Origin of the sequence: Phenylobacterium sp. J426, assembly GCF_024699945.1 — a bacterium.
Taxonomy (GTDB): domain Bacteria; phylum Pseudomonadota; class Alphaproteobacteria; order Caulobacterales; family Caulobacteraceae; genus Phenylobacterium.
On the sequence record NZ_JAJOMY010000001.1, the window covers coordinates 2,396,234 to 2,410,020 of the forward strand.

A 13,787-nucleotide genomic window follows, 5' to 3' on the forward strand; every position below is an offset into this window, starting at 1 on the left:
CGAGGCTGGCGCTCCCGCGGCAAGGGCGTAGCGTTGTGGCCGCAAGGAGTCCGCCATGAGCCAAGCCCTGAAGATCCGCCGCGTCGCCGGCGCGTTGGGCGCCGAGATCTCCGGCGTAGATCTGTCAAAGCCGCTGTCCGACGAACTTGTCGCCCAGATCCGCCGGGCCTTCGTCGAGCACCAGGTGATCTTCTTCCGCGATCAGGACCTTACGCCCGCCCAGCAGGTCGCCTTCGGCGCCCGCTTCGGCCCGCTGAACGTCCATCCCTTCGTCGCGGCCATGGCGGGTCAGCCTGAGGTCATGGAGATCATCAAGGAGCCGTCGGATCGTGTGAACTTCGGCGGCGGGTGGCACTCCGACATGAGCTTCCTGGAGCGGCCGTCGATCGGCTCGATCCTCTACGCGGTCGAGATCCCCGAGTTTGGCGGCGACACGCTGTTCGCCAGCCAGGCCGCCGCCTATGAGGCGCTGTCGCCCGGCCTGCAGAAGACGCTCGACGGCCTGAACGCCGTCCATTCCGCCAGCCGCGAGTACTCGTCCCAAGGCCACTCGGCCCAGAAGCGCGGGTCGATGAAGGTGGCCGAGGCCGACGGCTACGTTGGCGAGTTTGTCCACCCCATGGTGTTGGTCCACCCGGAGACCGGCCGCAAGGCGCTCTACGTGAATCCGGCGTTCACCCTGCGCATCGAGGGCTGGAAGACCCGCGAATCCAAGGCGCTACTCGACTTCCTCTTCGAGCATTCGCGCTACGAGGGCTTCACCTGCCGCTTCGCCTGGCGCGAGGGCTCGGTCGCCTTCTGGGACAACCGCTCGGTCTGGCACTTCGCGCTCAACGACTACCCCGGCCAGCGCCGTCACATGCGACGGGTCACGGTCGATCCGTGGCCGGTGGGCGCCGCGGCGCTCAGGCCGGCCGAAGCCGTCGCTTAGGTCAGCCGCGCCAGCGCCCCCTGCGCCGCCGCCAGCCCCGTCGCGAAGCTGGCCTGCAGCAGGTAGCCGCCGGTCGGGGCTTCCCAGTCCAGCATCTCGCCGGCGACGAACACGCCCGGCCGATCCTTCAGCATCAGCTCCGCGTCCACAGCGTCCAACCGTACCCCGCCGGCCGAGGAGATGGCGCGGTCCAGCCTTTGGACGCCGATCAGCCTCAGGGGCGCGGCCTTGATGGCGCGGGCGAGCGCGCCCGGCTCGACCGGCAGGGCCTTGCCGTGCGCCTCGCGCAGCAGGTTCGTCTCCACCGGCGAGAGCTTCAAGACCTTCCGCAGATGATTGGACAGGCTCTGCGCGCCCTGCGGCTTCGCGAGCCGCGAGGTGAGGGCGCCCACGCTCATGTCGGGCCGCAGGTCGATCGCCAGAACGGTCGATCCGTCGGCGGCGATCGCATCGCGCAGCTCGGCCGATATCGCATAGATCGCGCCGCCCTCCAGGCCATAGCGGCTGACCATCGCCTCGCCGCGAACAGTCCGCGCGCCGTGCGTGAGGGCGATGCCCTTCAGCGGCTGGCCCGCGAAGCCCTGCATCACCGGGCTCCAGGTGACATCCACGCCCACGTTCGCCGGCCGGAACGGCGCGACGGCCTCCGGCAGTAAGGCCGCCCAGCCGCCGTCTGTCCCGAGCTTCGGCCAGGACGCGCCGCCCAGCGCCAGGACGACCGCGTCGCAGCGAACCTCGTGTCTGCCATCGGGGGCCTGGAAGAGGAGGGCGCCGTCGTCCGTCCAGCCGCGCCACTCATGCCGGGGCCGCACCTCCACCCCGAGCTCCGCCAGCCGCGCCAGCCAGGCCCGCAGCAGCGGCGAGGCCTTCAGCGCCTTGGGGAACACCCGCCCCGAGGACCCCACGAACGTCGGCTGGTCCAGCCCCTCCGCCCAGGCGATCAACGCGGCCGGCGGAAACCGCTCCAGGTACGGCCGCAGCCGGCCCGCCGCCCCGCCGTAGCGCGCGACGAACGCCTCGAAGTCCTCGGAATGGGTCAGGTTCAGCCCGCCGCGGCCCGCCATCAGGAACTTGCGCGCGACCGACGGCATCCGGTCGAAGACCGTCACCTTGAGCCCCGCCTGCGCCAGCCGCTCGGCGGCGAAGAGCCCGGCGGGCCCTGCGCCGACGACTGCGACTGTCCGCATCACGTCCTTAGCGGTTCGCCATGGCGATCAGCGCGGCCAGGCCGACGCCCATGCCACGCAGGCTCTCGGGCTTGGCCACGTCGATCCATTCGTCCGGCGCGTGCGCGCGGCCGCCCGTGCCGCCCGAGCCGATGGTCACGGCCGGGATGCCGAGGCTGATCGGCATGTTGGAGTCCGTCGAGCTGGCGCCCAGGATCGGCTTGTAGCCCGCCGCCCGCACCGCCGCGGACGTGATCTGCACGATCTCGGCGTCCTCGCGCGTCTTGCCGGTCGGCCGGTCGCCGATCAGCTTCAGCTCGGCGGTGATCTTGCCCGGCCCGGTGTTGCGCGCCGCGTTCTCCGCCGCCACCGCCTCGTCGACGATCTGCTTGAACCTGGCGTCCACCTTGGCGAGCTCGTCCGGGCTCTCGGAGCGCATGTCGACCTCCAGCCAGATCGCCTCCGGGATCGAGTTCACCGACGTGCCGCCGCCCACCACGCTGGTCGCATAGGTCGTCCTCGGGCTCTTCGGGACCTCTACCCGGTTCATCGCCACCACCGCGTTGCCCATCGCCGCCATCGGGTTGACGATGCCGAACGCGCCATAGCTGTGGCCGCCCGGCCCCTTGAAGGTGACCCGATAACGCTTGGAGCCCACCGCGCCGGAAACCACCCGGTCTGCGCTCGTGCCATCCATCGAGAAGAAGGCGGCGATCCGGTCCTTGTACTTGCCCTTGGTGAAGATGTAGCGCACGCCGCGCAGGTCCCCGGGGCCTTCCTCGCCGACGTTGCCGACGAACAGGATGTCGCGTTTGGTCTTCACCTTGCCGGCGTCCAGCGCCCGGATGTAGCCCAGCAGCACCGCGAGCGAATGCGTGTCGTCGCCGACGCCGGGGGCGAAGAGCTTCGTGCCCTCGCGGCGCACCTTCACGTTCGTCCCTTCCGGGAAGACCGTGTCCAGGTGGGCGGCGATGACCACCACCTTCCCGCCGGCCGGATCGGTCCCGCGGCGCAGGCCCATGACGTTGCCTTCGGCGTCCATCTCGACGTCGCTGAGGCCGTGCGCCTTCAGCATTTCCATATAGGCCCTGGCCCGCTTCTCCTCCTTGAAGGGGGAGCCTCGATCTCGGTCAGGGTGATGGTGTCGTTGACGATCCGCTCGTGCTGGGCGTCCAGCGTCGCCACCGCGGCCTTGAACCCGGCCGAGTTGCGGATCTGCTGGATCGTTCTGTCCGCCTGTGCGGGTGACGCCTGCGCCAGCGCGCCTGTCGAGACCGACAGCGAAAGAACAGCGGCCAGCCCCAGCCCCGTAACGCGTAACATCGTGATGGAATCCTTGCCTGAGAGCGGGGGCATATCAGCCGATCCCACCGCCTTTTCCTAGGGCGCGCGGCAAGCTCATGCCGCATTACCCGGAATTAATGCGCGCTTTCGTGCGCGTGCGCTTGCCCGAGCGGCGCCGCGGCCTCTAAGCCTTCGCGTCACAGGTTACGACAAGGGGAGGCGCGCGTGCACAACCGTCGCCAGCTGATGATCGCTGCGGGGGGCCTCGCGGCGCTCGCCGCCACCCGGGCCTACGCTCAGCCGCCCGCTAACGGCGCCGAAGCCCAGCTCGCCCGCTTCCTCGACGAGGTGTTCAAGGAGACCCTTGACGACAGCCCCGAGCTCGTCACGTCGCTGGGCCTCGACAAGGGCGAGCGCGCGGCGGCCAAGGCCCGCCTGCACGACGCCTCCCTGGCCGGCGTCGAGCGGCAGAAGGCCAAGACCGCCGACCAGCTCCGCCGCCTGCGCGCCATCGACCGCAAGCAGCTCTCGGGCATGGCGGCGGTGAACTACGACACCTTGCTGTTCGAGCTCGAAACCACGGACGAGGGCAATCGCCGCTTCGCCTACCCCACCGGCGGCAGCCCCTATGTGCTGGCCCAGATCTGCGGCTCCTGGCAGGAGGTCCCCGACTTCCTCGACAGCCAGCACTCTGTCGAAACCCGGGAGGACGCGGAAGCCTACCTCGCCCGCCTTGAGGCCTTCGCCGCCAACATGGACGCCGAGGTCGAGCGCGTCCGCCGCGACGTCGGCCTGGGCGTGATCCCGCCGGACTTCGCCATCAACGGCGCGCTCGCGGGCATGAAGGTTCTGCGCCAGCCCGCCGACAAGTCGACCCTGGTCACCTCGCTGGCCGACAAGGCGAAGAAGGCCAATGTCTCCGGCGACTGGCGGACCGCCGCCGCCAAGGTCTACGAGGGCCGCGTCATCCCGGCGCTCGATCGGCAGATGGCCCTGCTGGAGAGCCTGAAGCCCAGCGCCACCCGCGACGCCGGCGTGTGGAAGCTGCCCGACGGGGCCGCCTATTACGCCCACATGCTGAAGGCGCAGACGACCACCTCCATCAGCCCGGCCGAGGTCCACAGGATGGGCCGTGAGGTCACGGCCGAGCTGTCCGCCCGCGCCGACGTCCTCTTCAAGGAGCTGGGCTACACCCGGGGCACGGTCGGCGAGCGCTACATCGCCCTCTATGAAGCCAAGACCGGCGTCTATCCGAACACCGACGAAGGCAAGGCCAAGATCATCGCGGACCTCACCGAGGTGGTGAAGAAGATCACGCCGAGGTTGCCAGAGCAGTTCGGCACGCTGCCCAAGGCGCCGCTGGAGATCCGCCGTATCCCCGCCGCCACCGAAGGCGGGTCCTCCACCCACTACGAGGGTCCCAGCCTCGATGGCTCGCGCCCCGGCGTCTACTGGCTGAACCTGCGTGACACGGCCGAGAGCCCGTACTGGTTCCTGCCGACCACGACCTATCACGAGGGCCTGCCGGGCCATCACATGCAGATCTCGATGCAGCTCGAGGCCGACCTGCCGATGATCCGCCGCGTCATGGGCTTCGGCGCCTACGCCGAGGGCTGGGCGCTCTACTCCGAGCAGGTCGTCCAGGAGATGGGCCTTTACCAGGGCGAGCCGCTGAACGAGCTGGGCTACATCCACGACGCCCTGCTGCGCTCCGCGCGCCTGGTCTGCGACTCCGGCCTGCACGACCTGCGCTGGACGCGCGAGAAAGCCATCGCCGAGATGCGCGCCATCGAGGGCGACCCGGAGCCGCTCGCCGCCCAGGAGATCGAGCGCTACTCGGTCTGGCCGGGCCAGGCCTGCAGCTACATGGTCGGCAAGGTCACCATCCTGCGTCTGCGCGAGAAGGCCCAGAAGGCGCTCGGCCCGAAGTACGATCCGCGCAAGTTCCACGACGCCGTGCTGCTGTCCGGCTCGATGCCGCTGACTGCGCTCGAGAACGTCGTCGACCTCTACATCGCCCGCACCAAGCAGGCCTGACCGCATGACCCTCCACCGCCGTCACTTCCTCGCCGCCGCCTCGGCTGCCGCCCTTGCGCCGACGTGGGGCCACGCCCAGGCCCGCAACGCGGAAGACGCCAGGCTCCGGGCCCTGTTCGACGAGATCTTCGAGGAAGGGGCTCGACCATTCGCCCGAGAGCGTCACCCGCCTCGGCCTCCACAAGGGCGCCCGCGTCGCCCAGAAGGCCCAGCTTGACGCCCAGTCGATCGCCAGCCTCGAGGCCGACAAGGCGCGCACCGCCCGCAACCTCAAGCTCCTGAAGACCATCGACCGCGCCAAGCTCAGCGCCGGCGAGGTCCCGCACTACGATGCGGTGATGTTCACCAGCCAGGCCAACGACGAGGCGAACGCCCGCTACGTCTACGGCAACGGCGGCGCGGGCCAGCCCTACGTCCTGTCCCAGCTCACCGGCAGCTATCAGGACATCCCCGACTTCCTGGGCACGCAGCACACCATCGAGACCAAGGCCGACGCCGACGCCTACCTGTCGCGCCTTGAGGCCTTCGCTGCGGTGATGGACCAGGAAACCGAGCGCGCCCGCCGCGACGTGGGCCTCGGCGTCGTCCCGCCCGACTTCGTGCTGGAGCGCGCGCTGACCCAGATGGCCAACCTCAAGGTCGATCCGGGGGCCTCGCCGCTGGTCACCTCGGTCGCCTCCCGCGCCCAGGAGAAGGGGATCGCCGGCGACTACGCCGGCCAGGCCGCGAAGATCTATTCGGACAAGGTGGTCCCGGCCCTCGACCGCCAGATGGCGCTGCTGAGGTCCCTGCAGGCGAAGGCCGTGCACGACGCCGGCTGCTGGCGCCTGCCCGACGGCGAGGCCTACTACCGCGACGCCCTGAAGAGCTCGACCACCACCACGCTGACGCCGAAGGAAATCCACGCCCTGGGCCTGGAGCAGGCCAAGGCGCTGTCGGCCCGCGCCGAGGTCATCCTCCGTGGCCAGGGCCTGACCCAGGGCACGGTCGGCGAGCGCATCCAGCACCTCTTCAGGGATCCTGCGCAGCTCTACGCCGACACCGACCAGGCGAAGGAACAGCTGATCGCCGACTTGAACGAGCTGGTGAAGGCGATCGAGCCCCGCCTGCCGCAGATGTTCGGCCAGCTGCCCAAGGCGCCGGTCGAGATCCGCCGCGTGCCCAAGTTCATCGAGGCCGGCGCGCCCGGCGGCTACTACAATCGGCCCGCGCTCGACGGCTCCCGGCCCGGCATCTACTGGATCAATCTCCGCGACAGCGCCGAGAACCCGCGCTGGACGCTGAAGACGCTCACCTATCACGAGGCCATCCCCGGCCACCACCTGCAGCGCTCGCTGCAGCAGGAGGCGGACCTGCCGATGCTCCGCCGCATCGCCGGCTTCTCGCCCTACTCCGAGGGCTGGGCGCTCTACTCCGAGCAGTTGGCGCTCGAGATGGGCATGTACGAGAACGATCCGCTGGGCGAGCTCGGCCAGATCCAGGCCTCGCTGTTCCGCGCCGCGCGCCTCGTCGTCGACACCGGCCTGCATGCCATGCGCTGGAGCCGCGAGAAGGCGATCGAGACCATGACCTCCATCGACGGTTCACCGGCCAGCTCGGCCGCCACCGAGATCGAGCGCTACAGCGTCTGGCCCGGCCAGGCCTGCAGCTACATGGTCGGCAAGCTCACCTGGCTGCGCCTGCGCGAGAAGGCCAAGGCTGGCCTCGGCCCCCGCTTCGACATCCGCAAGTTCCACGACGCCGCGCTGCTCTCCGGCGCCATGCCGCTGACCGTCCTCGAACGCGTCGTCGACCGCCACATCGCCCAGCAGAAGGCCTGAAACGTCCGATGACCACCCAGTTCGACCGCCGCAGCTTCCTCGCCACCACGGCCGGGGCCGCGCTCGCCGCCGCCACGCCCGCGCTCGCCCAAGGGGGCGCTCAGGGCTCCGAGGACGCCAGGCTCCGCGCCCAGCTCGACGCCATGTTCGAGACCCTGGTTGACGACAGTCCCGAATTCGCCACCCGGCTCGGCCTCGACAAGGACCGCCGGGCCGGCCTGAAGGCGCAGCTCGACGACGAGTCCCTGGCCGCCCGGGACCGCCGCCTGCAGCGCACGCGCGACTGGGTGAGGCAGCTCAGGACCATCGACCGCGCCAAGCTCTCGCAAGGCGCGAAGATCGACTACGACACCGTGCTCTACGTCCAGGAGCAGGCGGTCTATTCCGGCGACCGCTACAAGTTCGGCAGCGTCGGCCGCAACTACAGCCCCTTCGTGGTCAGCCAGCGCACGGGCTCCTACCAGGACATCCCCGACTTCCTCGACAGCCAGCACAAGGTGGCCAACGCGAGCGACGCCGAGGCCAACCTCTCGCGCATCAGCGCCTTCGCCCGTCAGATGGACCAGGATCTCGAGCGCCTGAACCATGACGTCGCCCTGGGCGCCGTTCTGCCGGCCTTCGCCGTGCCGCTGGCCATCGGCCAGATGAGGGCGCTGCGCGAGCAGCCGGCCGCCCAGACGGTGCTCGTCACCTCCCTGGCCAGGAAGACCCAGGCGGCGAACCTGCCCGGCGATTGGGCCGCCCGCGCCGAGAAGATCGTTCAGACCGAAGTCTTCCCGGCCCTCGATCGCCAGATCGCCGCCATGGAGGCCCTGAAGGCCAAGGCGCGTCCCGACGCCGGCGCCTGGGCGCTGCCCAACGGCGAGGCCTACTATGCCGACGCGGTGAAGAGCTCGACCACCACCGACTACACGCCCGACCAGGTCCACCGCATGGGCCTGGACCAGGTCCGCGAGATCACCGCCCAGATCGACGCGATCCTGAAGTCCCAGGGGATGACGCAGGGCTCCGTCGGGCAGCGCCTCGCGGCGCTGAACAACGATCCGAAGCAGCTCTATCCCGACACCGACGAGGGCCGGGCCCAGATCATCGCCGACCTGAACCAGCAGATCGCGGCGATCTACAAGGACCTGCCCAAGGCCTTCCGCACCATGCCCAAGGCCCCCGTGGAGGTGCGCCGCGTGCCGGCCTTCATCCAGGACGGCGCCTCGAACGGCTACTATCAGGCCCCGGCGCTCGACGGCTCGCGCCCGGGCGCCTTCTACATCAACCTGAAGACGACGGCCGACTGGCCCCGCTACAACCTGCCGACCCTGACCTACCACGAGGCGGCGCCGGGCCATCACATGCAGATCGCCATCGCCCAGGAGAACCCGTCGATCCCGATCCTGCGCCGCACCGGCTTCGGCAACTCGGCCTACTCCGAGGGGTGGGCGCTCTACGCCGAGCAGGTCGCCGACGAGATGGGGGTCTACGCCAACGATCCGCTGGGCCGCGCCGGCTACCTCCAGTCCCTGCTGTTCCGCGCCGCCCGCCTGGTGGTCGACACCGGCATCCACGCCAAGCGCTGGACCCGCGCCCAGGCCACCCAGTACATGGTCGACGTCATCGGCTACCCGGAGACCCGCGCCCAGCGCGAGGTCGAGCGCTACTTCGTCAGCCCCGGCCAGGCCTGCACCTACAAGATCGGCCACGTCGTCTGGGTGAAGCTCCGGGAAGACGCCCGCAGGAAGCTGGGATCCAGGTTCCAGATCGCCGATTTCCACGACGCGGCCCTGCTCTACGGCAACATGCCGATGACGGTGCTCGAGCGTCACATCGCCGACTGGGCCGCCGCGCGGGCCTAGAACCAGCCTGCGGCCTTGAGCTGAGGCGCCTGGCTGCGGCTGACGGGGACCACGAGGCCCCCCGCCAGCCGGGCCTCGCCCGCCCCCCGGCGCCAGCGCACCTCCTCGATGGCGTCGGCCGCCACCCACCATGAGCGATGGGTCCGGAACCCGGGCGCCTCGGCCAGCTCCGCCAGCGCGTCGGCGAACCGGGCCGTCACCAGCTCCGACCCGGCGTCGGTATGGACCCGCAGGTAGTGGTCCTCGGCCTCGACGGCGATCAACGCCGCCGCGCGCCGTTTGGCCGACAGCCGCCCACGGAACACCGCGGTGGGATCCGACGCCGTCGGCGACACCGCCGCCGGCGGCTCCAGCTTGGCCAGCATCAGCTGCCGCAAGGCCATGGTCGCGAGGCTCAGCAGGAACACCTGGAACGCCAGGCCCGGTGGATCGAGCACCCGCAACGGGGCGCCGGCCAGAAGGTGCGAGACCACCACGACCAGCCCCATGATGCCGGGGGTCATCAGCACGCTGACCGTGAGCAGCCGCGGCCAGAAGCCGGGCAGGCGCCGCCGCACCGCCTCGTCGATGGCGATGCCGATCAGCCCGCCGCCGATCATCAGGATCAGCCAGTACACCAGCCGCTGCGACAGCGGCCGCTCGCCCGTTTCGTAAGGGCCCAGGAACGCCACCGTCACACCGATCGCCACCAGCAGGGCGAATTCGGTGGCCAGGCGTCGGAGCAGGGGCGCGTCGACTCGCTTCACGCGCCGACTTTGCCACCGGCGCCGTTCGCGCAGAATTGGCGCCGTTCGCGGATTTGCATCTTCCGCCCCGCGCCGGCCCCGTCACCTTCCGCTCGTCTCGATCAACAGGGCCGACCGATGCCGACCTTTCTTTCTCGTTCCGCCGCCCGCCTGGGGTGGGCGCTCGCCGCCGTGCTCAGCGTGGCGGTGGCGCTGTTCTCCTACCGCTATGTGACCTTCGCCGGCCTGCTGGCCGACAACGTCATGGCCAATCTGATGGCCAGGCCCTGGATCGCTGTCCACGCCGGCGGCGCCGCCACCGCCCTGCTGGTCGGCTGTTTCCAGTTCCTGCCCGCCGTTCGCCGTCGACGGCCGCTGCACCGCTGGCTGGGCCGCCTCTATGCCGCCGGCTGCCTGATCGGGGGCGGCGCGGCCCTCGTGCTTGCGCCCACCACCACCGCCGGGCCTGTCGCCGCCTTCGGCTTCGGCGTTCTCGGCGTGCTCTGGATCTGGACCACCGTCCAGGCGTGGCGCGCCGCGCACGCCCGGCGCTTCGACGACCATCGCCGCTGGATGATCCGTTCGTTCGCGCTCACCTTCGGCGCGGTCACTCTGCGGCTCTACCTGCCGATCGGCCCGATGCTGGGCCTGGACTTCATGCAGACCTACGTCGCCGTTTCCTGGCTCTCCTGGGTCCCCAACCTCGCCATCGTCGAGGCCTATCTTCGTCGGGAATCCGGGCGGAATGGCGAACATCGGTCGCTGCTGACAGACCCTGTCAGCAGCCGGGCGTAAGCTCGTCCCGGGTCTGGCGACAACCACCAAGGAGCCCCGCCATGTCGGATGAACTCGTCTTCTACACCAACCCCATGTCCCGCGGCCGGATCATCCGCTGGATGCTGGAGGAGATCGGCCAGCCCTACACCACCAAGGTCGTCAACTGGGGCGAGAACAGGAGCCCCGAGTACCTGGCCGTCAATCCGATGGGCAAGGTGCCGACCATCGTCCACGGCGGCACGACGGTGACCGAATGCGCCGCCATCATCGCCTACCTGGCCGACGCTTTCCCGCAGGCCAACCTCGCGCCGCCGGTCGGCTCGAAGCTGCGCGGCGAATACTACCGCTGGCTCTTCTTCGGCGCCGGTCCGATCGAGCAGGCGGTCTCGACGAAGTTCCTCGGCGTCGAGCCCAATGAGGAACAGAGGGCCATGGTCGGCTTCGGCAGCATGAAGGACGTGCTCGACACGCTCGAAAGCGCCCTGACGGGCCGCGACTATCTGGTCGGCGACAGTTTCACCGCGGCGGACCTGTACATCGCCTCGCACCTCGGCTGGGGCATGCAGTTCGGCACGCTGGAGAAGCGCCCGGTCTTCGAGGCCTATGTCGCCCGCTGCACCGCCCGTCCGGCCGACAAGCGCGCGGTTGAGATCGACGACGCCCTCATCGCCCAGGCCCAGCCCCAGGCGCAGGCTCAGCCGGAGCCCGCTGAATGAGGTCCCAGCCCATCCCATAGAGGTCTTCGAAGACCGCGACGGTCCCATAGGGCTCCCGTCGCGGCGCCTCGCGGAACCGCACGCCGGCCGCGATCATCCGGCGATGGTCGCGGTCGAAGTCGCCCGTTTCGAGGAACAGGAACACCCGACCGCCGGCCTGCTGGCCGACTGCGTCCGCCTGTTCGCCCACCGCCTTCGCCAGCAGCAGCGCCGTTTCGGCCCCGGGCGGCCGCACGACCACCCAGCGCTTCTCCGGACCCATCGACGTGTCCTCGACCAGCTCGAACCCGAGCTTCCCCACGAAGAACCCGATCGCCTCGTCATAGTCCCGCACGAGGTAGCTGAGCTGGGAGATTCGCATCCGCCGATCCTACCTCCCGCCATCGCTGCCGCGATGGGGGAGGTAGAGCGCTAGCCCCTACGCCCCTTCGCGCGCCAGCTTGCCCACATCCTCCGCAAGCCGGCCGTGCAGCTCGCTCATGTGGTCGAAGTCGGCCTCGAAGGCGCCGAGGCCCTGGGTCAGCCCCCCGCAGTTCGGCGATCAGGTCCTGGCGCTCGCTCTGCGGCAGGTAGGCCTCGATGCGCTCCCAGCCGCGCCAGTCCTCCCGCGGCCCGAGCCCCAGGATCTGGCCGCGCCGGGCGGTCAGGGCCGAGGTGACGTTCGAGGCGGCCGGCGAGGGCGAATAGACCACCAGCTTCTCGATGGGCTCGAGCAGGATGGTCCCGGCCGCCTTCATCGCCTCTTCGATGGCGAGGCGTCCCACGGTGCGGAACGCCATCTCCGAGGAGTCGACGCTGTGGGTCTGGCCATCGATCAGCGTCACCTCGACGTCGGTGACCGGATAGCCGGAAGTGCCCCTGGCGAGGCCGTCGCGAACGCCGTCCTCCACCGCCGGAATCCACTGTCGAGGCACGGCGCCGCCCACCACCTTGGACTGGAACACGAACCCCGAGCCGCGGGGCAATGGCCGGGCCTCGATGGTGACGTCGGCGAACTGGCCGTGGCCGCCCGACTGCTTCTTGTGACGCGACCGCTGGGTCACGGCCTGGCGCAGGGTCTCGCGGTAGGGCGTCTTCGGCTGCTGGGTGTCGATCTCCACGCCGTACCGCCGCTTTAGCCGCTCCAGCGCCAGCCGCACGTGGCCCTCGCCCTGACAGGCCAGCAGCACCTGGCGGGCCTCGGCGTCGTGCGTCAGCGACAGACCGGGGTCTTCCTCCACCAGCTTGGCGAGCGCGCCCGACAGGCGGACGTCGTCGTTCCGGTTCTTGGCGATCAGGGCCACGGCGAACAGCGGCCGCCGCGGCCTGGCTTCGGCCTTCACGCTCTGCGGCTGGCCGGTGGTCGACAGGATCTGCCCGGCCAGCGCCTCCTCCACCTTGCCGATGGCGCAGATGTCGCCGATGGCGGCCTCGGCGATCTTCTTCAGCGCCGCGCCCTGCACCGAGAACAGTCCGCCGCCGCGCCGCTTCTGGCCGTCGGGCAGCACAAACTCGGCGCCGTCCGGCAGCTTGGCCCCGAACACCCGCGCATAGGCCATCTTCCCCGACTGGCCGGCATAGGCGGCCTTCAGCACATAGGCCCCGGTGCTGATCCCGATCCGCTCGGCCGCCCGGGAGGGCGGCGGCGTTTCGTGACGCAGCGCCTTCAGCAGCCGGCGCACGCCGAAGCCGTTCTGCGCCGAGCCGAAGAACACGGGCACGATCAGCCCCTCGTTCATCTCCCGCACCAGGTCGGCGAACACCGCGTCGCGGCTGGGCGTCACGTCGGACAGGAGCTGTTCCAGGAGGTCGTCGTCGAAGTCGGCGATCTGCTCCAGCATGTGGAAGCGCGCCTCGGCCTCGGCGTCGGCCAGGTCGCCGGGGATGTCCACCTGCTCGGACGGCTGGCCCGGCCGGTAGACGAAGCACCGCTCGAGGGCGAGGTCGATGAAGCCCGAGACCTTGTCGTCGCCGCCCCAGGTCGGGATCTGCCGCGCCACCAGCGGCGCCGACGACACGGGCGCGAGCGCCTCCAGCAGCTCCTGAAGCGAACCCCGGGCCTGATCCATCTTGTTGATGAACAGCGCGTGCGGCACGCCAAGCCGTTCCAGCTCCCGCAGCGTCGGCTGCAGCAGCACGGCCTTGGCCGGATCGGGTTCGGCCACGACGACGGCCAGGTCCACCGCCGGAAGGGCGGCATCGATCTCGGCGCAGAATTCCAGGGATCCGGGACAGTCGACGACCACATAGCGGTCGCCCATGAAATCGAAGCCGGCGAGGTTCAGCTCGACCGAGTGGCCCCGCGCCTTGGCCTCGGGGCTCGAGTCGCCCACCTCGCCGCGCCGGTCGGCGGCGCCGGTGGCGTGCAGCAGGGCCTCCATCAGGGCGGTCTTGCCGGCGCTTGTGGGGCCCACGAGCGCGAGCGCCCGAACGGACCCCTTGTCCTGGATTGCCATCGTCGTTCTCCCAGCATCAGGAGCGTCCCGGATGCTGGATGGAGAGCGC

At 70.1% G+C, this 13,787-nt stretch carries 11 protein-coding genes and 1 pseudogene; 6 read left to right on the top strand and 6 right to left on the bottom strand.

Going from position 1 to position 13,787, the window contains the following annotated elements:
- Positions 1-55: 55 nt before the first annotated feature.
- Positions 56-931 (top strand): TauD/TfdA family dioxygenase, encoded by an 876-nt coding sequence (locus LRS10_RS12615; RefSeq protein WP_257837565.1) that lies wholly within the window; start codon positions 56-58, stop codon positions 929-931.
- Here LRS10_RS12615 and LRS10_RS12620 read toward each other — a convergent pair.
- The 3 genes from LRS10_RS12620 to LRS10_RS12630 are packed head-to-tail and all read right to left on the bottom strand — an operon-like array spanning position 928 to position 3,420.
- On the bottom strand, positions 928-2,118 hold the full coding sequence (locus tag LRS10_RS12620) for a TIGR03862 family flavoprotein (RefSeq protein WP_257837566.1): 1,191 nt from the start codon (positions 2,116-2,118) through the stop codon (positions 928-930). The two genes, LRS10_RS12615 and LRS10_RS12620, sit on opposite strands and share 4 nt — an antisense overlap.
- Before the next feature lie 7 nt (positions 2,119-2,125).
- Positions 2,126-3,178 (bottom strand): M20/M25/M40 family metallo-hydrolase, encoded by a 1,053-nt coding sequence (locus LRS10_RS12625; protein WP_257837567.1) that lies wholly within the window; start codon positions 3,176-3,178, stop codon positions 2,126-2,128.
- Positions 3,166-3,420 carry a hypothetical protein gene (locus LRS10_RS12630; protein ID WP_257837568.1) on the bottom strand — a complete coding sequence of 85 codons (255 nt, stop codon included), beginning with the start codon at positions 3,418-3,420 and terminating at the stop codon, positions 3,166-3,168. Before LRS10_RS12630 ends, LRS10_RS12625 begins: the two co-directional genes overlap by 13 nt.
- 207 nt (positions 3,421-3,627) lie before the next feature.
- Here LRS10_RS12630 and LRS10_RS12635 point away from each other — a divergent pair, with 207 nt between their 5' ends.
- From LRS10_RS12635 to LRS10_RS12645, 3 genes and pseudogenes are all read left to right on the top strand, one after another.
- Complete coding sequence (locus LRS10_RS12635) at positions 3,628-5,418, top strand: DUF885 family protein (protein WP_257839158.1); 1,791 nt, start codon at positions 3,628-3,630, stop codon at positions 5,416-5,418.
- A 4-nt stretch (positions 5,419-5,422) separates the two neighbouring features.
- A pseudogene (locus LRS10_RS12640) lies at positions 5,423-7,238 on the top strand (DUF885 family protein).
- Between the two features lie 8 nt (positions 7,239-7,246).
- Positions 7,247-9,085 carry a DUF885 family protein gene (locus tag LRS10_RS12645; RefSeq protein WP_257837570.1) on the top strand — a complete coding sequence of 613 codons (1,839 nt, stop codon included), beginning with the start codon at positions 7,247-7,249 and terminating at the stop codon, positions 9,083-9,085.
- On the opposite strand, the gene LRS10_RS12650 is transcribed toward LRS10_RS12645, so the two are convergent.
- Positions 9,082-9,831: a LytTR family DNA-binding domain-containing protein gene (locus tag LRS10_RS12650; protein ID WP_257837571.1), complete on the bottom strand. Its 750-nt coding sequence runs from the start codon at positions 9,829-9,831 to the stop codon at positions 9,082-9,084. The two genes, LRS10_RS12645 and LRS10_RS12650, sit on opposite strands and share 4 nt — an antisense overlap.
- A gap of 117 nt (positions 9,832-9,948) precedes the next feature.
- On the opposite strand from LRS10_RS12650, the gene LRS10_RS12655 reads away from it, so the two are divergent.
- Together LRS10_RS12655 and LRS10_RS12660 are read left to right on the top strand one after the other, a co-directional pair.
- On the top strand, positions 9,949-10,605 hold the full coding sequence (locus LRS10_RS12655; RefSeq protein WP_257837572.1) for a DUF2306 domain-containing protein: 657 nt from the start codon (positions 9,949-9,951) through the stop codon (positions 10,603-10,605).
- A gap of 41 nt (positions 10,606-10,646) precedes the next feature.
- Positions 10,647-11,303: a glutathione S-transferase family protein gene (locus tag LRS10_RS12660; RefSeq protein WP_257837573.1), complete on the top strand. Its 657-nt coding sequence runs from the start codon at positions 10,647-10,649 to the stop codon at positions 11,301-11,303.
- On the opposite strand, the gene LRS10_RS12665 is transcribed toward LRS10_RS12660, so the two are convergent.
- Both LRS10_RS12665 and LRS10_RS12670 read right to left on the bottom strand, forming a co-directional pair.
- A complete protein-coding gene (locus LRS10_RS12665; protein ID WP_257837574.1) occupies positions 11,251-11,664 on the bottom strand; it encodes a VOC family protein in 414 nt (137 codons plus the stop codon). The two genes, LRS10_RS12660 and LRS10_RS12665, sit on opposite strands and share 53 nt — an antisense overlap.
- The gene (locus LRS10_RS12670; RefSeq protein ID WP_257837575.1) at positions 11,624-13,738 is read right to left on the bottom strand and encodes an elongation factor G; all 2,115 of its coding nucleotides are present in this window, start codon (positions 13,736-13,738) and stop codon (positions 11,624-11,626) included. The genes LRS10_RS12665 and LRS10_RS12670 overlap by 41 nt, the downstream gene beginning before the upstream one ends.
- Positions 13,739-13,787: the final 49 nt, after the last annotated feature.